20 protein-coding genes are annotated in these 19188 nt (G+C 64.4%); 9 read left to right on the top strand and 11 right to left on the bottom strand.

What is annotated here, in order from left to right; translation table 11 throughout:
- Window positions 1-11 precede the first annotated feature (11 nt).
- Together NGM28_RS10160 and NGM28_RS10155 are read left to right on the top strand one after the other, a co-directional pair.
- Entirely contained in the window at window positions 12-476 is a 465-nt protein-coding gene (locus NGM28_RS10160; protein ID WP_286088962.1) for a ParC-related protein, read from the top strand.
- Window positions 476-748, top strand: coding sequence for a type II toxin-antitoxin system RelE/ParE family toxin (locus tag NGM28_RS10155; protein WP_286088961.1), 273 nt, complete (start codon window positions 476-478; stop codon window positions 746-748). Before NGM28_RS10160 ends, NGM28_RS10155 begins: the two co-directional genes overlap by 1 nt.
- A gap of 58 nt (window positions 749-806) precedes the next feature.
- Here NGM28_RS10155 and NGM28_RS10150 read toward each other — a convergent pair whose 3' ends face one another.
- Window positions 807-2348 carry a phosphoenolpyruvate carboxykinase gene (locus NGM28_RS10150; RefSeq protein WP_240064014.1) on the bottom strand — a complete coding sequence of 514 codons (1542 nt, stop codon included), beginning with the start codon at window positions 2346-2348 and terminating at the stop codon, window positions 807-809.
- Window positions 2349-2527: 179 nt separating this feature from the next.
- The gene (gene hslO / locus NGM28_RS10145; RefSeq protein WP_252090003.1) at window positions 2528-3430 is read right to left on the bottom strand and encodes an Hsp33 family molecular chaperone HslO; all 903 of its coding nucleotides are present in this window, start codon (window positions 3428-3430) and stop codon (window positions 2528-2530) included.
- 108 nt (window positions 3431-3538) lie between these two features.
- On the opposite strand from hslO, the gene NGM28_RS10140 reads away from it, so the two are divergent.
- Window positions 3539-4339, top strand: a complete 801-nt coding sequence (locus NGM28_RS10140) for a phosphatase PAP2 family protein (RefSeq protein ID WP_252090002.1) — start codon at window positions 3539-3541, stop codon at window positions 4337-4339.
- A gap of 90 nt (window positions 4340-4429) precedes the next feature.
- Here NGM28_RS10140 and NGM28_RS10135 read toward each other — a convergent pair whose 3' ends face one another.
- On the bottom strand, window positions 4430-4831 hold the full coding sequence (locus NGM28_RS10135; RefSeq protein WP_252090001.1) for an RNA-binding S4 domain-containing protein: 402 nt from the start codon (window positions 4829-4831) through the stop codon (window positions 4430-4432).
- 109 nt (window positions 4832-4940) lie between these two features.
- On the opposite strand from NGM28_RS10135, the gene rimB reads away from it, so the two are divergent.
- Both rimB and rimK read left to right on the top strand, forming a co-directional pair.
- Entirely contained in the window at window positions 4941-5423 is a 483-nt protein-coding gene (gene rimB, locus NGM28_RS10130) for a retropepsin-like aspartic endopeptidase RimB (RefSeq protein ID WP_240064018.1), read from the top strand.
- Window positions 5420-6325, top strand: coding sequence for a 30S ribosomal protein S6--L-glutamate ligase (gene rimK / locus NGM28_RS10125; protein ID WP_011531656.1), 906 nt, complete (start codon window positions 5420-5422; stop codon window positions 6323-6325). Before rimB ends, rimK begins: the two co-directional genes overlap by 4 nt.
- A 138-nt stretch (window positions 6326-6463) precedes the next feature.
- Here the strand turns inward: rimK and NGM28_RS10120 are convergent, their stop codons facing one another.
- Window positions 6464-7777, bottom strand: a complete 1314-nt coding sequence (locus tag NGM28_RS10120; protein ID WP_011531655.1) for an ATP-binding protein — start codon at window positions 7775-7777, stop codon at window positions 6464-6466.
- Between the two features lie 94 nt (window positions 7778-7871).
- Window positions 7872-8612: an osmolarity response regulator transcription factor OmpR gene (ompR, locus tag NGM28_RS10115; protein ID WP_252090000.1), complete on the bottom strand. Its 741-nt coding sequence runs from the start codon at window positions 8610-8612 to the stop codon at window positions 7872-7874.
- 229 nt (window positions 8613-8841) lie between these two features.
- Between ompR and NGM28_RS10110 the strand changes: the two genes are divergently transcribed.
- The 4 genes from NGM28_RS10110 to NGM28_RS10095 all read left to right on the top strand — a co-directional run bounded on the left by NGM28_RS10110 (window position 8842) and on the right by NGM28_RS10095 (window position 14029).
- Entirely contained in the window at window positions 8842-11169 is a 2328-nt protein-coding gene (locus NGM28_RS10110; RefSeq protein ID WP_240064020.1) for a Tex family protein, read from the top strand.
- Entirely contained in the window at window positions 11169-11552 is a 384-nt protein-coding gene (locus NGM28_RS10105) for a PaaI family thioesterase (protein WP_186654087.1), read from the top strand. Before NGM28_RS10110 ends, NGM28_RS10105 begins: the two co-directional genes overlap by 1 nt.
- Window positions 11553-11819: 267 nt before the next feature.
- The gene (gene gshA / locus NGM28_RS10100) at window positions 11820-13397 is read left to right on the top strand and encodes a glutamate--cysteine ligase (RefSeq protein ID WP_252089999.1); all 1578 of its coding nucleotides are present in this window, start codon (window positions 11820-11822) and stop codon (window positions 13395-13397) included.
- Window positions 13397-14029, top strand: a complete 633-nt coding sequence (locus tag NGM28_RS10095) for a TetR/AcrR family transcriptional regulator (RefSeq protein WP_252089998.1) — start codon at window positions 13397-13399, stop codon at window positions 14027-14029. Before gshA ends, NGM28_RS10095 begins: the two co-directional genes overlap by 1 nt.
- Window positions 14030-14112: 83 nt before the next feature.
- On the opposite strand, the gene NGM28_RS10090 is transcribed toward NGM28_RS10095, so the two are convergent.
- The 6 genes from NGM28_RS10090 to ssuE form a co-directional block, all read right to left on the bottom strand.
- Window positions 14113-14328: a TOBE domain-containing protein gene (locus NGM28_RS10090; RefSeq protein ID WP_008095172.1), complete on the bottom strand. Its 216-nt coding sequence runs from the start codon at window positions 14326-14328 to the stop codon at window positions 14113-14115.
- Between the two features lie 30 nt (window positions 14329-14358).
- Window positions 14359-15171, bottom strand: a complete 813-nt coding sequence (gene ssuB / locus NGM28_RS10085; protein WP_252089997.1) for an aliphatic sulfonates ABC transporter ATP-binding protein — start codon at window positions 15169-15171, stop codon at window positions 14359-14361.
- Window positions 15171-15968: an aliphatic sulfonate ABC transporter permease SsuC gene (gene ssuC / locus NGM28_RS10080; protein WP_252089996.1), complete on the bottom strand. Its 798-nt coding sequence runs from the start codon at window positions 15966-15968 to the stop codon at window positions 15171-15173. The genes ssuB and ssuC overlap by 1 nt, the downstream gene beginning before the upstream one ends.
- A gap of 11 nt (window positions 15969-15979) precedes the next feature.
- Entirely contained in the window at window positions 15980-17128 is a 1149-nt protein-coding gene (gene ssuD, locus NGM28_RS10075; protein ID WP_252089994.1) for an FMNH2-dependent alkanesulfonate monooxygenase, read from the bottom strand.
- Between the two features lie 59 nt (window positions 17129-17187).
- Window positions 17188-18153, bottom strand: a complete 966-nt coding sequence (locus tag NGM28_RS10070) for a sulfonate ABC transporter substrate-binding protein (RefSeq protein WP_240064025.1) — start codon at window positions 18151-18153, stop codon at window positions 17188-17190.
- Window positions 18154-18249: 96 nt separating this feature from the next.
- On the bottom strand, window positions 18250-18843 hold the full coding sequence (gene ssuE, locus NGM28_RS10065) for an NADPH-dependent FMN reductase (RefSeq protein WP_011531645.1): 594 nt from the start codon (window positions 18841-18843) through the stop codon (window positions 18250-18252).
- Between the last annotated feature and the right edge of the window lie 345 nt (window positions 18844-19188).

Below are 19188 nucleotides of genomic sequence, written 5' to 3'. Positions count from 1 at the left end.
GTTCACTTTCCATGAAGCCGAGACATACCCCCGTGCCTACTCAACAACTGGATCATGCCAATCTCAGTCGCTTGGTTGAGAACGGCCGAATCAACGCCACTCACATCGTTGGCCAACCCGGGGGCTGGGCTATCCAGGTAGACGTCAACGATCAAGAGCACATACTCACCGCACAGCGTAGCGGCAACGTCCGTCTGTTCAAGAAGCTCGAAACACTGGTCAGCTACCTGCATGAGCTTGGTATCGACCATTTCGAAGTCGACAGCTCGACCTGGGACCCGGAGCAAATCGGCACCTACCAGCGACCGGACCGTTCCCGAGCGCTCAAGCGGGCCCATGAGGCTGCAGCCTACGAAGCCTGGTTCATCGAGCAAGTCGAGGCCAGCCGCCGCGATCCATCACCTGCAATGGATGACGAAGCCGTCGAAAAACTCTTCGCCGCCCGCCGTGCCGAGTTAAGAGCCCAAAAACGCTGATGCGCCTTGTCTGGTCGGCAATGGCTCGAAAGGACCGTCTGCGCATCATGACCGTTATCGGGGAGGATAATCCGGCGGCGGCAGTGGCACTGGATGAAGCCTTCAGGGACAAAGCCAGGCGCGCCACTCGGTTCCCTCACCTCTACAGGGCCGGCAGAAGTGCTGGTACGCACGAAATTATAGTAATCCCCAATTACGTGATGATTTACCAGGTACAGAATGACGAGGTCGAGATCCTCCGCATCTTGCATTCGCGACAGCAATGGCCATGACCTCGGAAACAAAAAAGCCGCCCCGAAGGGCGGCTTTCTGTTTCAAACCGTCTACCGCTTACAGCTGCGGACCAGCAGCCTTGATGGCGTCGGACACGTCGAACTTCTTGAAGTTCTCGATGAACAGGCCAGCCAGGCCCTTGGCGGCTTCGTCGTAGGCAGCCTTGTCAGCCCAGGTGTTGCGCGGGTTGAGCAGCTCGGTCTCGACGCCTGGAACAGACTTCGGCACGTCCAGGTTGATGATGTCCAGGTGCTCGGTCTCGGCACCGATCAGCGCGCCGCTTTGAATGGCAGCGATCACGCCACGGGTGGTCGGGATGCTGAAGCGCTTGCCAACACCGTAGCCACCGCCGGTCCAGCCGGTGTTGACCAGGTAGACCTTGGAATCGAAGCCCTTGATGCGCTTGATCAGCAGCTCGGCGTACTCGCCAGCCGGACGCGGGAAGAACGGTGCGCCGAAGCAGGTGGAGAAGGTCGACTTGATGCCGCCGCCCGAACCCATTTCGGTGGAACCGACCAGCGCGGTGTAGCCGGACAGGAAGTGGTAGGCCGCCTGCTCGTTATTCAGGATCGACACTGGCGGCAGCACGCCGGTCAGGTCACAGGTCAGGAAGATTACCGCGTTCGGCTCACCACCCAGGTTCTTCTCGGAACGCTTGGCAACGTGCTCCAGCGGGTAGGCGGCGCGGCTGTTCTGGGTCAGGCTGACATCGGCGTAGTCGGCGTGCTGGTTACCGTCGAGAACGACGTTCTCCAGTACCGCGCCGTGCTTGATGGCTTTCCAGATGACTGGCTCGTTCTTCTCGGACAGGTCGATGCACTTGGCGTAGCAGCCGCCTTCGATGTTGAAGACAACGCCTTCGCCCCAGCCGTGCTCGTCGTCACCGATCAGGTAACGGCTTTCGTCGGCCGACAGGGTGGTCTTGCCGGTGCCGGACAGGCCGAAGAACAGGGTCACATCGCCTTTCTCGCCGATGTTGGCGGCGCAGTGCATCGGCAGCACGTCAGCGGCCGGCAGCAGGAAGTTCTGCACCGAGAACATGGCTTTCTTCATTTCGCCGGCATAGCGCATGCCCGCGATCAGCACCTTCTTCTGGGCGAAGTTGATGATGACGCAGCCGTCGGAGTTGGTGCCGTCACGCTCAGGCACGCACTCGAAATTGGCGACGTTGAGGACCTGCCACTCACCACGGCCGGCCGGGTTGTACTGGGCCGGGTTGATGAACAGGCAACGGCCGAACAGGTTCTGCCAGGCGGTCTGGGTGGTCATCTTGACCGGCAGGTAGTGTTCTTCGGCCGCACCTACGTGAACGTAGGAGACGAAGTGGTCCTGGGCGTTGTTGAACGCCTCGACGCGGTCCCACAGGGCATCGAACTTGTCGGCCGGGAACTTGCGGTTGATCGGGCCCCAGGCGATGGCGGCAGAGGTGCTCGGTTCGTCAACGATGAAACGGTCAGCTGGCGAACGGCCAGTACGGTGGCCTGTCTCGACGACCAGTGCGCCGGTATCGGCCAGCACACCTTCACCGCGTTGCAGCGCTTCTTTTACCAGGTCATCGACGCTCAGGTCGGTGTACACGGTGTTGTTGGCTTGCGTCATGAGATACCCCATCCGGCCCGAGGCCGAGTGCTCCAAACGTTTTGTAGTGGCCTGTTTCAAACTACTACAGCGAAAAAAGTGGCCGGATTATGCCAGAAACGCCCAAAAAAAGTAGGCCCCTCCTGTCAGAACTGCGCTTTTGCGCGGTTCGACAGGAGAATGTCCTGTAGTGAAGCGTTTCAGTGCTGAGTTTCTGACGGTACGTCAGTACCGCCACCCGCGAACAATTGCGCAACATCGCTCGCATCGAAGAGATAGCGCTCGTTACAGAACTGGCAATCGATCTCGACCTGGCCGCCGCATTCCTCGACCAACGCCTTGGCATCCTGCTCGCCGAGGCTGACCAGGGCGTTGCTGGAGCGCTCGCGCGAGCAGCTGCAACGGAAGCGTAGCGGCTGGATGTCGAACAGACGAACCGCGTCCTCGTGGTACAGGCGGTGCAGCACGGTTTCGTTGTCCAGGCCGAGCAGTTCCTCGGCCTTGACGGTGTTGGCGAGGGCCTTGACGTGGGCCCAGCTTTCCTCGCGCTCCTCGATATCCTTGTGGATTTCGGCCGGCAGCTGCTGCACCAGCAGGCCGCGGGCGCGCACGCCATCGGCGGTCAGGGAAATGCAGGTGTTCACCTGCTGGGACATGACGAAGTAGTTGGTGAAGCACTCCGACAGGTTCTGCCCGTCCAGCTCGACGGTGCCCTGGTAACGCTGGCCGTTGACCGGAATGATGGTCAGCACCAGGTGACCGCCTGGCATCAGGTCGGCAAGGCGCGCGTCTTCCTTGATCTGCTCGGCCTCGAAGCGCGCCAGGCCGCGAATGTCGTGCTCGCTGGTGTACTCGATGGCCAGCAGCGGCACAGGGCCCTGGGACTGCGCCTGGAGGACCAGCAACCCATCGAACTTCAGGGTGCCGACCAGCAGTGCGGCAGCAGCCATCAGCTCGCCCAGCAGGTGCTTGACCGGGCGCGGGTAAGCGTGCTTGGCCAGCACTTCGGCGTAGCTGCGTTTCAGCGCGACCATCTCGCCGCGTACGTCGCGGTCGTCGAACAGGAAGCGTTGGGTGAAATCTGTATCTGGCAAGTCGCTCATGGTTGTCTGGCTTTCTGAAAATGATTACAAAATAATTACAGGAGACTGAAAGGTCTGTCGTAGAGCGCTCGCAAAGCGCTCATTTGCCGCTGGAGATCGAGGTATTTTATGGATAATCGACCACTGTTCCAAGCAAGGTGGTCCTGGGGCCCTTTGGTAGCCTGCACGCTGCTGCCCATCGCCCTACTGTGTTTCTGGTTGTGGCCCGTTGGCCAGATCCTTTGCCTGACTTTCGACGAGTGGCTGTTCCACAGCCTCAATGCCCCGCTGGCCGACAACGTGATCTGGCGCTCCATCTGGGCGGTCGGCAGCCTGCGACCGTTCGACATCCTGGTCGGGTTGATCATGCTGTCGCTGCTGGTTCGCGGCGATTGGGTGTTCAAGGCCATCCATGTTCGCCAGGCGTTTTTCGCCTTCCTCGTGACCCTGCTCCTCTTAGTGGTGATTCGCGCGCTGTTTTCCAAGTGGGTCAGCGCAATGGGCTGGCAGCACAATAGCCCATCGATGGTGTTCGACAACGCCGTCCACCTGAGCGACTACTACCCGAACCTGGAAAAGAAGTGGGAGCTCAAGGACCGCTCGAGCCAGAGTTTCCCGGGCGACCACGCTTCGGTGCTGCTGATCTGGGCGCTGTTCATGAGCCTGTTCAGCCGACGCCTGGTGCAGCACCTGGCGATCTGGGCACTGGCCTGCCTGTTCATGCTGCCGCGCCTGGTGGCGGGCGCGCACTGGGGGCAGGACGACTACATCGGCGGGTTGCTGATGGCCGTGCTGGCCTTGGGCTGGAGCTGCCACACGCCGCTGGCAGCCAAAGCCAGCGCGGCGTTGGTGCGCTGGACGGCGCCGTTGTTTGATCTGCTCGGCAAACTGCCGCTGGTCGGGCGGATGAGCGTCATCCGCGCAGCCTGATCACGGCCCTGTAGGAGCCAGCCTTGCTGGCGAACGGTGCCAATACGCACGTTCGCCAGCAAGGCTGGCTCCTACGAGTTCAGGCAATGATCATTCGAAACTGCCATGCAGCTGGTGAATCTGCCGCCGCTGCTTCTTGGTCGGCCGCCCGTCGGTAGTCACCCCCATCGCACCCGCCTTGCGCATTTCGGCCGCCTGCTCACGCCGCTTCACACTCTCGGGCGTTTCCTCATACAGTGTCTGCGCCTCCGGCGCCCCTCGCCGCACCACCGACAATGCCTTCACCACCACGGTGCGCTCGTCGAAGCCGGTGCGCAGCACGAACTCGTCGCCCAACCGCGGCTCCTTGCCCGGCTTGCAACGCTCGCCCCGGCAGTGCACCTTGCCGCTTTCGATGGCCGCCTTGGCCAGGGCGCGGGTCTTGTAGAAGCGCGCCGCCCACAGCCACTTGTCCAGGCGCACCTTGTCATCGTCGTCAGGCTTTTGTGCCATGGTTTTTCCTCGAATTCTGTCTTTCACGGAACTGTACTACCGTGACTGACGGATGCAAAAAATCCGTGCCGTCATTACAGTTCACCACCTCATCCGCAGGGCACGCTTCGTGAAGACATTTGACCACCTGACTGTGATCGGCCTGCGCGAGTGGGTCGCCCTGCCCGACCTCGGTGTCGCTGGCCTGCGCGCCAAGATCGACACCGGCGCCAGCACCTCCAGCCTGCACGCCACAGATGTCGAGCCCTTCGAACGCGACGGCCAGCAGTGGGTACGCTTCACCGCGCACTTGGGCTCGGTGGTGCAACTACGCCATCGCCGCTGCGAGGCACCGCTGGTGACCATGAAGACCATCAAGAGCTCCAACGGCCATGCCCAAACCCGCTACGTGATTCGCACCAGCCTGGCGCTGGGCGACCGGGTCTGGGAGGTCGAGTTCACCCTCGCCTGCCGCAAGAACATGCGCTACCGGCTGCTGCTTGGCTCCAAGGCACTCATCCACGGCCAGCTGGTGGTCAACCCCGGCCTCAAGTACGTCCAGGACAAACCGGCCTTCCCGGCCACCCTTTCCCCTGTCACAGGTGCTGCATGAAGATCGCTGTGCTCTCGCGCAATCCGCGTCTGTATTCCACCCGCCGCCTGGTCGAGGCCGGCACCCAGCGGGGCCATGAAGTGGTGGTGATCGACACGCTCCGGGCCTACATGAACATCGCCAGCCACAAGCCGCAGATCCACTACCGCGGCAAACCGCTGGAAGGTTTCGACGCGGTGATCCCGCGCATCGGTGCCTCGGTCACTTTCTACGGCTGCGCGGTGCTGCGCCAGTTCGAGATGATGGGGGTCTACCCGCTCAACGAGTCGGTGGCCATCGCCCGCTCGCGGGACAAGCTGCGCTCCCTGCAGCTGCTGTCGCGCCGCGGCATCGGCCTGCCCATCACCGGCTTCGCCCACTCCCCGGACGACATCCCCGACCTGATCCAGATGGTCAATGGCGCGCCCCTGGTGATCAAGGTGCTCGAAGGCACCCAGGGTATCGGCGTGGTGTTGTGCGAGACCACCAAGGCCGCGGAGTCGGTGATCGAGGCGTTCATGGGCCTGAAGCAGAACATCATGGTCCAGGAGTACATCAAGGAGGCTGGCGGCGCCGATATCCGCTGCTTCGTGGTGGGTGACAAGGTGATTGCCTCGATGAAGCGCCAGGCCAAGCCGGGCGAGTTCCGCTCCAACCTGCATCGCGGTGGCGTGGCCAGCCTGATCAAGATCACCCCCGAGGAGCGCATGACCGCCATTCGCGCAGCCAAGGTGATGGGCTTGAGCGTGGCGGGGGTGGATATCCTGCGGTCGAACCATGGGCCGCTGGTGATGGAGGTGAACTCGTCACCGGGGCTGGAAGGGATCGAGGTGACCACCGGCAAGGACGTGGCCGGGATGATCATCGAGCACCTGGAGAAGAACAGCGGGCCGAATCAGACGCGGACCAAGGGTAAAGGATAAGCAGCATACGCTACCCCTGTAGGAGCCGGCCTTGCCGGCGAAGGGGCCAGTACTGGCAGCGCAAGGCAACCGTTCAGTGCTGTCGGTGCGGGCCTTTTCGCCAGCAAGGCTGGCTCCTACAAGAGCTTGGGCTTGTCTTTACACGGCGTTGCGCGGCAGCAACAGCCCCAGCGGCAATCTCACCCGTGCCTCGATCCCGCCACCGGAGCGATTGCGCAGTTCCACATTGCCGCCGTGCTGCGCTGCAATCCGCTTCACGATCGCCAACCCCAGCCCGGTGCCCTTGCCGCCCCGCGCCCGATCACCGCGAATGAACGGGTTGAAGATGGTCTCCAGCTCCGACTCGTCGATCCCCGCGCCACGGTCCAGCACACTGAGCACCACATAGGGCGCGCTTTGATCGCCCGACACATAGGCTGCCACCTCGACGCCCTTGCCGGCGTGATGCAGGGCATTGCCGATCAGGTTGCCGAGCATGCGCTTGAGCGACACCCGCCGCAGCGGGAAGGGCGGAATCGGCTCCAGGCACAGGCGCACCTGCTCCTTGTGCTGGTTGTAGGGCGCCACCACTTCGTAGATCAGGTCGTTCAGGTCGACCTCCTCCACCGGCTCGTCACGCCCGTCACGAATGAACGCCAGGAACTGGTCGAGAATCGCGTCCATGTCCTCGATGTCACGGACCATGTCGTCACTGAGATCGCTTTCATTGCCCATCAGCGACAGCGACAAACGCAGCCTTGTAAGCGGTGTGCGCAAGTCGTGGGACACCCCGGCGAGCATCAGCTCACGTTCGCGACCGGCCTGCTCGACATCCTCGGCCATCTGGTTGAAGGCGCGGTACACCTCGGTCATCTCGCTGGGGGTATCGCTGATGGGCAGCCGCACGCTGCGCCCCTGGCCCAGCTGGCGAGCGGCGAACACCAGGCGTTTGAGCGGCTGGTTGAGCTGGCGCACGAAGATCCACGCCGAGGCCGTGGACAACAGGCCGATGGCCAGGAACCAGCCGAGCACGTTCCAGATCTTCTGCCCGCGCAGCGGGTGCGGATACAGCGGCACTTTCAGCCAGCCAGGGCCCAGGCTCGGGGCATTCACCCACAGCGCGGGCGGCGCGTGGATGCGCAGGCGCACTTCTGTGTCATCGCCCAGTTCGGCCTGCATCTGGCGTTGGTAGATTTCACTGTAAGGCCAGTGCTGCTCGCCCTCCGGCACACCGGAGCCGGTGACCCGGATCAGGCCCGCGGCCTCGGCGATCTTGTCACGGTTCTCTTCGTCCGCAGCCCAATAGGCGCGCAACGTCAGTGCTACACCGTGGCTGTACTGGCGGTCGACCAGTACGTCCTCGTTCATCAGCAGGTAGACGAGCGTCAGTGCCTTGGAGAACAGCACGACGATCAGCACCAGCCACAAGGTGCGGGCGAAGAAGCTTTGCGGGAACCAGAGAGGGGTTTTCATCGATCAACTACTGTGCTGAAAGGGCCGGACGCCATAGACGAAAACAGGGCGACTCGCAGGAGTCGCCCTGTTGCACCCGGACGAGCCGGCAGGCTCATTTGCCGGCGTTTCCGTCCGGCACGAAGACGTAACCCACACCCCACACGGTCTGGATGTAGCGGGGTTTGGACGGATCGGGTTCGATCATGCGGCGCAAGCGCGAGATCTGCACGTCGATGGAGCGCTCCAGGGCGTCCCACTCACGGCCGCGGGCCAGGTTCATCAGCTTGTCGCGGGTCAGCGGCTCGCGTGCATGCATCACCAGGGCCTTGAGCACGGCGAACTCGCCGGTGGTGAGCATGTGCGTCTCTTCGCCGCGCTTAAGCTCGCGGGTGGCCAGCGACAACGCGTAGTCGCCGAAGGTGACGGTCTCTTCCTCGCTGCCGGGGGCGCCCGGCACGCTCGGGGCCTGGCGGCGCAGCACGGCCTTGACCCTGGCGACCAGTTCGTCGGGGTTGAACGGCTTGGCCAGGTAGTCGTCGGCGCCCAGCTCAAGGCCTTTGATACGGCTGAGCTCATCGCCCTTGGCGGTGAGCATGATGATCGGGATCTGGTTGTTCGACGCGCGCAGGCGCTTGCAGGCGGACAGGCCGTCCTCGCCAGGCAGCATCAGGTCGAGCACCACCAGGTTGAACACTTCACGGGCCAGCAGGCGGTCCATCTGCTCGACGTTCGGTACGGTACGGACACGGAAGCCCTTGCTGGTGAAGAAACGGTCCAGCAGGCTGCTCAGGCCCGGGTCGTCGTCGACGATGAGAATCTTGTCGCCTTCTACGGCGTTTGCGGTGCTGCTCATGAATGTCTCCTCTGATATCGCCGCGCATTATGGCGTAGCCATTGCAGCGCGTGCCGTGTGCATTGTTAGCAGATTTTTCCCGGCATGCCAGTGTCGCCCCATCGTCGGCTGGCGCCGCGCCATCACCGCAAGCCTGGCGCGATGGGTATAATGCGCGCCTTTCACCCAGCGCCGCCGGGCCTGAACGCCCACCCGCGGCCTTGCATTCACTATTTGTCAGGTGGTTTTCATGGACAGCATCAACAGCCGTATCGCCGAGGAACTGGGCGTACGCCCGCAACAGGTCGAAGCGGCCGTGGGCCTGTTGGACGAAGGCTCGACCGTGCCCTTCATCGCCCGTTACCGCAAGGAAGTGACCGGCAGCCTGGACGACACCCAACTGCGCCACCTGGAAGAGCGCCTGCGCTACCTGCGCGAACTCGACGAGCGCCGCGCCAGCATCCTGGCCAGCATCGAGGAGCAAGGCAAGCTGACCCCGGAGCTGGCCCGCGAGATCAAGCTGGCCGACACCAAGACCCGCCTCGAAGACCTGTACCTGCCGTACAAGCAGAAGCGCCGCACCAAGGGCCAGATCGCCCTGGAGGCTGGCCTGGGCGAGTTGGCCGACGGCCTGTTCAACGACCCGCAGTTGAACCCGGAAAGCGAAGCCGCACGCTTCGTTGACGCCGAGAAAGGCGTGGCCGACGTCAAGGCCGCACTGGAAGGCGCCAAGTACATCCTCATGGAACGCTTCGCCGAAGATGCCGCCCTGCTCGACAAGCTGCGCAACTTCCTCAAGCAGGAAGCGGTGCTGACTGCCCGCGTGGTGGCCGGCAAGGAAGAGGAAGGCGCCAAGTTCCGCGACTACTTTGCCCACGATGAACTGCTGCGCACTGCGCCGTCACACCGTGCCCTGGCGATCTTCCGCGGCCGTAACGAAGGCGTGCTGAGCGCCTCGCTGAAAGTCGGCGAAGAGCTGCCGGGCACCCTGCACCCGTGCGAGCTGATGATCGGCCAGCAGGTCGGCATCGAGAACCGCAACCGCCCGGCCGACAAGTGGCTGGGCGAGGTGGTGCGCTGGACCTGGAAGGTCAAGCTCTACACCCACCTGGAAACCGACCTGTTCGGCGAACTGCGCGACAACGCCGAGGGCGAGGCGATCAACGTCTTCGCCCACAACCTGCACGACCTGCTGCTGGCCGCTCCGGCCGGCCCGCGCGCAACGCTGGGCTTCGACCCGGGCCTGCGCACCGGCTGCAAGATCGCCGTGGTCGATGCCACCGGCAAGCTGCTGGACCACACCACGGTCTACCCGCACGCGCCGAAGAACGACTGGGACCGCACGATCTCGATCATGGCCGCGCTGTGCGCCAAGCACTCGGTCGAGCTGATCGCCATCGGCAACGGCACCGCCAGCCGCGAAAGCGACAAGCTGGTGGCCGAGCTGGTCAAGAAATACCCAGCCTTGAAAATCACCAAGATCATGGTCTCCGAGGCCGGCGCCTCGGTGTACTCGGCGTCGGAGCTGGCTGCCCGAGAATTCCCCGACCTGGACGTGTCGATCCGTGGTGCGGTGTCCATCGCCCGCCGCCTGCAGGACCCGCTGGCGGAGCTGGTGAAGATCGATCCGAAATCCATCGGCGTCGGCCAATACCAGCACGACGTGTCGCAGGTGAAGCTGGCCCGCGGCCTGGACGCCGTGGTCGAGGACTGCGTGAACGCCGTAGGCGTGGACGTCAACACCGCTTCGGTGGCGCTGCTGACGCGCATCTCCGGCCTCAACGCGACCCTGGCGCAGAACATCGTCGCCCACCGCGACGCCAACGGTCCGTTTGCCACCCGCGCTGCGCTGAAAAAGGTCAGCCGCCTGGGCGAGAAGACCTTCGAACAGGCTGCCGGCTTCCTGCGCGTGATGAACGGCGACAACCCGCTGGACGCCTCGGCGGTGCACCCGGAAGCCTACCCGCTGGTGCAGCGCATCGCCGCCGACACCGACCGCGATATCCGTTCGCTGATCGGCGACAGCGGCTTCCTCAAGCGCCTGGACCCGAAGCAGTTCACCGACGAAAGCTTCGGCCTCCCAACCGTCACCGACATTCTCCAGGAACTGGACAAGCCCGGCCGCGACCCACGCCCGGAGTTCAAGACCGCCACCTTCCAGGACGGCGTCGAGGACCTCAAGGACCTGGAACCGGGCATGATCCTCGAAGGCGTGGTGACCAACGTCACCAACTTCGGCGCCTTCGTCGACATCGGTGTGCATCAGGATGGCCTGGTACATATCTCGGCGCTGTCGGAGAAGTTCGTCAAAGATCCCCGTGAAGCGGTCAAGGCCGGTGACGTGGTCAAGGTGAAGGTCATGGAAGTGGACATCCCGCGCAAGCGTGTCGGCCTGTCCATGCGCATGAGCGACACCCCGGGCGAGAAGGTCGAAGGCAACCGTGGCGGTAATCGGGGTGGCAATGGCGGCAACCGCCAGCAGCAGGCCCCGCGTCCACGCGAAACCACCCCTGCGGCACCGGCGAACAACGCCATGGCGGCACTGTTCGCCAACGCCAAGCAGTTGAAGAAGAAGTGATGGACGTCGCCCCGGAATACGTCGAAAGCGCCTTCAGCCAGCTGCTGGGCTGCCGCCTGCAACGCCTGGACACGGGTGTGGCCGAGGTGGCCCTGGCGCTGGAACCGCACCTGCGCAACCGCGGACAGAAGCTGCATGGCGGGGCGATCTTCAGCCTGGTGGACATCGCCATGGGCCTGGCCTGCTCGGCCAGCCATGGCTTTGACCAGCAGAGCGTGACCATCGAGTGCAAGATCAACTACATGCGCGCCGTCAGCGAGGGCGAAGTGCTGTGCACCGCCCGCGTGCTGCATGCCGGACGGCGCACGCTGGTGGTCGACGCCGACGTGCTTCAGGGCGACAAACTGGTGGCCAAGGCACAGGGAACCTTCGCGGTTCTCTAGCTGATACCGACCCATCTGCGGTATTTTCTGCTGCAGCCGGGTCTGCTGCGCAGCCCATTCTCCGGCAAGCCGGCTCCTACAGGGGAAACACCCTCTCCGTAGGAGCCGGCTTGCCGGCGAATGGGCCGCAAAGCGGCCCCAGATCGGCGCTGCGCATTGCCAGAACCGCGTAAACCAGGCGACAACGCCAGTTCCTTTCCCCACTACCCTTGTAGACCGTCACCTCTACCCCCATATTGGGGCGACTGACGCGTGAAGGAATCCATCTTGAGCGACCTCCTCAACCGCCGCCTGAGCCTGCTCGGCGCGAATCTCGACCTGCTCAAGCAGTGCCTGCACGGCATTGAGCGCGAATGCCTGCGCGTGACCGATGACGGTCGCCTGGCCCAGACCCCGCACCCCGAAGCCCTGGGTTCGGCGCTGACCAACGAGCAGATCACCACCGACTATTCCGAGTCGCTGCTGGAGTTCATCACTCCGGCCCTGGCGGATCCTGCCAAGGTGCTCGAGAACCTCGAAGAGATCCACCGGTTCGTCTACACCCAGCTCGGTGGCGAATACCTGTGGAGCCCGTCGATGCCTTGCGCGCTGCCGGCCGAAGAGGACATCCCGATCGCCGAGTACGGCAGCTCGAACATCGGCAAGCTCAAGCACGTGTACCGCAAAGGCCTCGCCCTGCGTTACGGCCGCACCATGCAATGCATCGCCGGCATCCACTACAACTTCTCCCTGCCCGAAGCGCTGTGGCCGCTGCTGCGCGAAGCCGAAGGCGGCAAGGAGAACGACCGCGACTACCAGTCCTCGGCCTACATCGCGCTGATCCGCAACTTCCGCCGCTACAGCTGGCTGCTGATGTACCTGTTCGGTGCCTCGCCGACCCTGGACAAAGGCTTCCTGCGCGGCCGCCCGCACCAGCTTGAAGAGCTGGATGAACAGACGCTCTACCTGCCCTACGCCACCAGCCTGCGCATGAGCGACCTGGGCTACCAGAGCAACGCCCAGGCCGGCCTCACGCCCTGCTACAACAACCTGGCCAGCTACACCGACAGCCTGCGCAAGGCGGTGGGCACACCCTACCCGCCCTATGTCGAAGTCGGCACGCACAAGGATGGCGAATGGGTTCAACTGAACACCAACATCCTGCAGATCGAGAACGAGTACTACTCGAACATTCGCCCCAAGCGCGTCACCTACACCGGCGAACGGCCGATCCAGGCCCTGACCTCGCGTGGCGTGCAATACGTGGAAGTGCGCTGCCTGGACATCAACCCGTTCCTGCCAGTGGGCATCGACCTGCCCGAGGCGCGCTTCCTCGACGCCTTCCTGCTGTTCTGCGCGCTGGAAGAAAGCCCGCAACTGGACAACGGCGAATGCGGCCAGTGCACCGACAACTTCCTCACCGTGGTCAAGGAAGGCCGTCGCCCTGGCCTGGAACTGCGCCGTGACGGCCAGCCGATTGCCCTGAAGACCTGGGCCACCGAGCTGATCGAACGCATCGGCCAGCTGGCCGACCTGCTCGACAGCGCCCACGGCGGCAACGCCCACGCCAAGGCCCTGGAAGCACAGCAGGCCAAGGTTGACGACCCTGAGCTGACGCCTTCGGCGCAGGTGCTGGCACGCATGACCGAGCATGGCGAGACCTTCGTCCAGTTCTCCCTGCGCCAGAGCCGCCTGCACGCCACGACCTTCCGCGAGCAGCCGCTGCCAGCTGATCGCCAGCAAGCCTTCGAGACCCTCGCCCGCGACTCCCTGGCCGAACAGTCGCGCCTGGAACAGCAGGAAGTCGGCGACTTCGACCTGTTCGTCGGCGCCTACCAGGCCAGCATCCTGGCGATCAGCAACTGATGAACCGCACCGCCACCCCACGCAAGCCACGCGCCAGCAGCCAGGCCAGGATCGAGGCGATCCTGGCCGCGGCCCGCGAGCTGCTGGCCGGCCAGGGCGTGGCGGCGCTGTCGATCTACAGCGTCGCGGAGCGGGCGCAGATCCCGCCGTCGTCGGTGTATCACTTCTTCGCCAGCGTCCCGGCCCTGCTCGAGGCCTTGACCGCGGATGTGCACCGGGCCTTTCGCGAGGCCTTGAGTGCGCCGATCGACAGCGCCGCGTTCAGCACCTGGCACGAACTGTCACGGCTGATCGAGCAACGCATGCTCGACATCTACAACGAGGACACTGCGGCGCGCCAGTTGATCCTGGCCCAGCATGGGCTGAGTGAAGTGGTGCAGGCCGACCGCCAGCACGACCTGGAGTTGGGCGAGCTGATGCACCGGCTGTTTGACCGGCATTTCCAGCTGCCGGCGATGCCGAAGGATGTGGATGTGTTCGCCTTGGCGATGGAACTGAGCGACCGGGTGTATGCCCGCTCGATGCAGTTGCACGAGCAGATCACCCCGCGCATGGCGGAGGAAGGGATGCGGGTGTTCGAGGCTTACCTGGGGTTGTATCTGCCGCCATATCTGGCCAAGCGCACGGCTTGAGGGTGCTGTTCGCCGGCAAGCCGGCTCCTACAAGGTAATCGCTGCCCTTCTGGTAGGAGCCGGCTTGCCGGCGAACACGGCCATCACAGCTTGGCGATGGACACCTCGGTCGATTTCACGAAGGCGATCACTTCGCTGCCCACTTGCAACTCCAGCTCCTTCACCGAACGGGTGGTGATCACCGAAGTGACGATGCCGGAGGCAGTCTGCACGTCGATTTCCGACAGTACCGGGCCTTCGAGGATTTCCTTCACGGTGCCTTTGAACTGGTTGCGTACGTTGATGGCTTTGATGGTCATGGCGTGCTTCCTTTTGCGGGTTTCAGGGGTTCAGTGGGCCCAACGCAGGTGCGTGGGCAAAGGGGCTACAGGTTCCGGCTCGGGCGGGATGCCCGGGACGGACAGGACACGGTTGAGCACTTCGCTTTCCAGCGCCGCCAGGCGGTGCGAACCTCGCACCCGTGGCCGTGGCAGGTCGACGACCAGGTCCAGGCCGACGGCGCCGTCTTCGATCAGGATCACCCGGTCGGCCACGGCGACGGCTTCGCTGACATCGTGGGTGACCAGCAGCACGGTGAAGCCATGCTGGCGCCACAGGCGCTCGATCAGTTGCTGCATTTCGATACGGGTCAGGGCGTCCAGCGCGCCGAGCGGTTCATCCAGCAGCAGCAGGCGCGGCTGGTGGATCAACGCACGGGCCAGGGCCACCCGCTGTTTCTGGCCCCCGGACAACGCTGCCGGCCATTCATGGGCGCGCTCGGCCAGGCCGACCGCGTCCAACGCTTCCAGGGCGCGGGGCCGCCAGTTGCCGGACAACCCCAGGCCAACGTTGTCGATCACCTTCTTCCAGGGCAGCAGGCGCGCATCCTGGAACATCAGCCGGGTGTCCTCGCGGGCCTCGGCCAGCGGCGCGGCGCCCGCCAGCAGCTCGCCGCCGCTGGGCTGGTCGAGCCCGGCCAACAGGCGCAGCAAGGTGCTCTTGCCGCAGCCACTGCGCCCGACGATGGCGACGAACTGGCCGGCCGGGATGTGCAGGTCGACACCGCGCAGCACTTCACGCTGGCCGAAGGTGCGGCGCAGGTCATTGGCCGCCAGGGGGATGCCACGCAGCAGGCGTGGCGGCTGTTCCTTGAGCACGGTCATCATGCGCCCTCCTTCTTCGCCACCTGGTACGCCGGGTGCCAGCGCAGCCACACACGCTCCAGGCCACGGGCGGCCAGGTCGGCGCACTTGCCGAGCACCGCGTACAGGACGATGGCCAACACCACCACATCGGTCTGCAGGAACTCACGGGCGTTCATCGCCAGGTAGCCAATGCCGGAGTTGGCCGAGATGGTCTCGGCGACGATCAACGTCAGCCACATGAACCCGAGGGCAAAGCGCACACCGACCAGGATCGACGGCAGCGCACCCGGCAGGATCACCTGACGGAACAGCGCGAAGCCCGACAAGCCATAGCTGCGCGACATCTCCACCAGCGCCGGGTCGACGTTACGGATGCCGTGGTAAGTGTTCAGGTAGATAGGGAATAGCGTCCCCAGCGCCACCAGGAAGATCTTCGCCGACTCGTCGATGCCGAACCACAGGATCACCAGCGGGATCAGCGCCAGGTGCGGCACGTTGCGGATCATCTGCACCGAGCTGTCGAGCAGGCGTTCGCCCCAGGTCGACAGGCCGGTGATGAAACCCAGCAACAGCCCCAGGCTGCCACCGATGAGAAAGCCAAGGCCGGCACGCCAGCCACTGATGGCCAGGTGGGTCCAGATATCGCCGCTGCGCACCAGCTCGACGCCTGCGCTCACCACCGCGCTCGGGGCTGGCAGGATGCGGGTCGACAGCCAGCCGGCGCTGACCGCCAACTGCCACACCGCCACCAGCAGGATCGGCAGGGCCCAGGGCGCCAGGCGCTTCGGCCAGGTGGTTGAAGATGCACGACTCATGGCCTCGGTCCTCAGCTCTGCGACACGGACTTGGGCAGGATGTCGTTGGCGACCATTTCACCGAACGGGCTGACATAGCCCCCGGTTTTCGGCTGCTCCGGGCGCTGCACGTCCAGGTGCGGGAACAGCAGCTCGGCGACGCGGTACGACTCTTCCAGGTGGGGGTAACCGGAGAAGATGAAGGTGTCGATGCCCAGGTCCGCATACTCCTTGACCCGCGCCGCGACGGTCGGGCCATCGCCCACCAGCGCGGTGCCGGCACCGCCACGCACCAGGCCGACGCCGGCCCACAGGTTCGGCGCCACCTCCAGCTTGTCACGCTTGCCGCCGTGCAGGGCGGCCATGCGCTGCTGGCCGACCGAGTCGAAGCGCGCCAGCGAGGCCTGGGCACGGGCGATGGTGTCATCGTCCAGGTGCGAGATGAGTTTGTCGGCGGCGGCCCAGGCTTCTTCGTTGGTTTCCCGTACGATCACGTGCAGGCGGATACCGAAGCGCACTTCACGGCCCTGGGCTGCGGCTTTCTCGCGCACCTGGGCGATCTTCTCGGCCACGGCGGCCGGCGGCTCGCCCCAGGTCAGGTACAGCTCGACCTGCTCGGCGGCCAGGTCCTGGGCGGCGTCGGACGAGCCGCCGAAATACAGCGGCGGGCGGGGTTGCTGGATCGGCGGATAGAGCAGCTTGGCACCCTTCACCTGGAGGTGCTTGCCGTCATAGTCGACCACTTCACCTTCGAGCACCTTGCGCCAGATGCGGGTGAACTCCACCGACGCCTCATAGCGCTCCTGATGGTTGAGGTGCAGGCCGTCACCGGCCAGTTCGTCCGGGTCGCCACCGGTTACCAGGTTGAACAGCGCGCGGCCATTGGACAGGCGGTCCAGGGTGGCCGCCTGGCGTGCCGCCACGGTCGGCGAGATGATCCCCGGGCGCAGGGCGACCAGGAACTTCAGGCGCTCGGTCACCGGGATCAGCGACGCCGCCACCAGCCAGGAGTCCTCGCAGGAACGCCCGGTGGGGATCAACACGCCGCCGAAACCCAGGCGGTCGGCGGCCTGGGCGATCTGGCTCAGGTAGCCGTGGTCGACGGCGCGGGCGCCTTCGGTGGTGCCCAGGTACTTGCCGTCACCATGGGTGGGGAGGAACCAGAAGATGTTAAGGCTCATTGGAGTTGTCTCCTCAAGGGTGGCTCAAGCCGGGGCGGCGCCCCGGCGCGGCGAATCGTTCAAGGCGCGCTGGCGACCTTGGCCGGGGGTGTCCAGATCACGTCCTTGATGCTCAAGGGCTTGGGGATCAGCTTCAGGGCCGTGAAGGTGTCGGCTATCTTCTGCTGCGCAGCGATGACTTCCGGGGTCAGTGGCGTGGCACCGTAACCCTGGCGTTTCACCGAGGTGAGCGTGATGTCGGCGGGCAGGCCGAGCAGCGGCGCGACCTGGTCGGTGACCTGCTGCGGGTTGGCCTGGGACCACTGGCCCACGGCACGCACTTCCTCGACCAAGGTGTTGATCACCCCTGGGTGCTGGGTGGCATAGCCGCGGGTGGCGAGGTAGAACTGGTGGTTGTCGACCAGGCCCTTGCCGTCGCGCAGAACGCGGGCCTGCAGCTGTTGCTCGGCAGCAGCCTGGTACGGGTCCCAGATCACCCAGGCATCGACGCTGCCGCGCTCGAAGGCGGCACGGGCGTCGGCGGGCGGCAGGTAGACCGGCTGGATGTCGGCGTAGGTGAGGCCGGCGTCTTCAAGGGCGCGGACCAGCAGGTAGTGAACGTTCGAACCCTTGTTGAAGGCGACTTTCTTGCCTTTGAGCGCTTTCACCGACTGGATCGGCGAACCCTTGGGCACGAGGATCGCCTCGCTGTGCGGCGCTGGCGGCTCGTAGGCGACGTAGAGCAGGTCGGCGCCCGCAGCCTGGGCGAACACTGGCGGCGTTTCACCGGTCACGCCGAAGTCGATGGAGCCGACATTGAGCCCTTCGAGCAGCTGCGGGCCGCCGGGGAACTCGGTCCATTGCACCTGGATGCCTTGCTCGGCCAGGCGCTTCTCCAGCGAGCCCTTGGCCTTGAGCAGCACCAGGGTGCCGTATTTCTGGTAACCGATGCGCAGGCTCTCGGCCTGGGCTTGGGTGATGGCGCCGAAGGACACAGCCGCCGCAAACAGGGCGACCAGACCGCGACGCAAGAAGACTGTGCGCATGGCGCTCTCCTGTGCGAGTGGGGTTCGGGTAGCACCTGCTTGCCTCGTTGGCGGGCGAGTAAGGTGGGAACAGCGATGAAGCGGTAGTGACTAGGTTCAGATGCTCCAGCGGGCACTGATCAGGCGTTCGTTGAGCACGCCGGGGGCGACTGGCCGAGGCCGGCGTGCCAAGGCGCTGTGGAACGTTTCCAGCGAATCCTGCAGGCGCTGCTCAAGGGCGGGCGCCAGTTGCGCGGGCTTGCTGCCTTCGCCGTAGGCGATCTGGCCGTCGTCGGCGAAGATCCCTTGCAGGGTCTCCTGCGCCTTGAGAGCCGACAGCACGGGCTTGAGTGCGTAGTCCACGGCGAGCATGTGGGCGATGCTGCCGCCGGTGGCGATCGGCAGTACTACTTTGTGTTCCAGGGCACGCTCGGGCAGCAGGTCGAGCAGGGTCTTCAGCGCGCCGGCGAACGATGCCTTGTACACCGGGGTGGCCACCACCAGACCGTCGGCCTGGGCCACCAGCTCGTTGAAATGGCGCACCTGCGGGCTGTCGAAGCGCGCGTGGAGCAGGTCCTCGGCGGGGAATTCCCGCACCTGGAAGGTCACCACCTCGACGCCACGCTCCTGCAGCCAGTCGCGCGAGCGTTCTAGCAGCACGCCGGAGCGTGAACGAAGACTGGGGCTACCACCGACAGAAACAACCAGCATTGAAAGCGCTTCCTTCGATTCGATTGCAGGGCCGCGAGGGGTTGGCCCCGCTGGATGGAAGTGACATTAACAGCTCGTCACATATACCTATAAATCATATTTTTTTATTTGTTTATTCCATAAAGAGATAATTGACGCTCTTCTCTGTAGGAGCGGCCTTGTGCCGCGAAAGGGCCGCAAAGCGGCCCCGGCGATGTGTGCATTGGCTCTGAAATCCTGGGGGTGCTGTGCACCCCTTTCGCGGCACAAGGCCGCTCCTACACGGGACAGTGCAGACCTTTTCGGCAGGCATAAAAAAGGGCCGTCGAAACGGCCCGAAGATCCCTGCTTGGCTAAGAGCAATAC

Origin of the sequence: Pseudomonas sp. MWU13-3659 (assembly GCF_023757525.1) — a bacterium.
Classification (GTDB): Bacteria; Pseudomonadota; Gammaproteobacteria; order Pseudomonadales; family Pseudomonadaceae; genus Aquipseudomonas; species Aquipseudomonas entomophila_E.
This window is presented reverse-complemented; position numbering and strand designations above follow the sequence as displayed.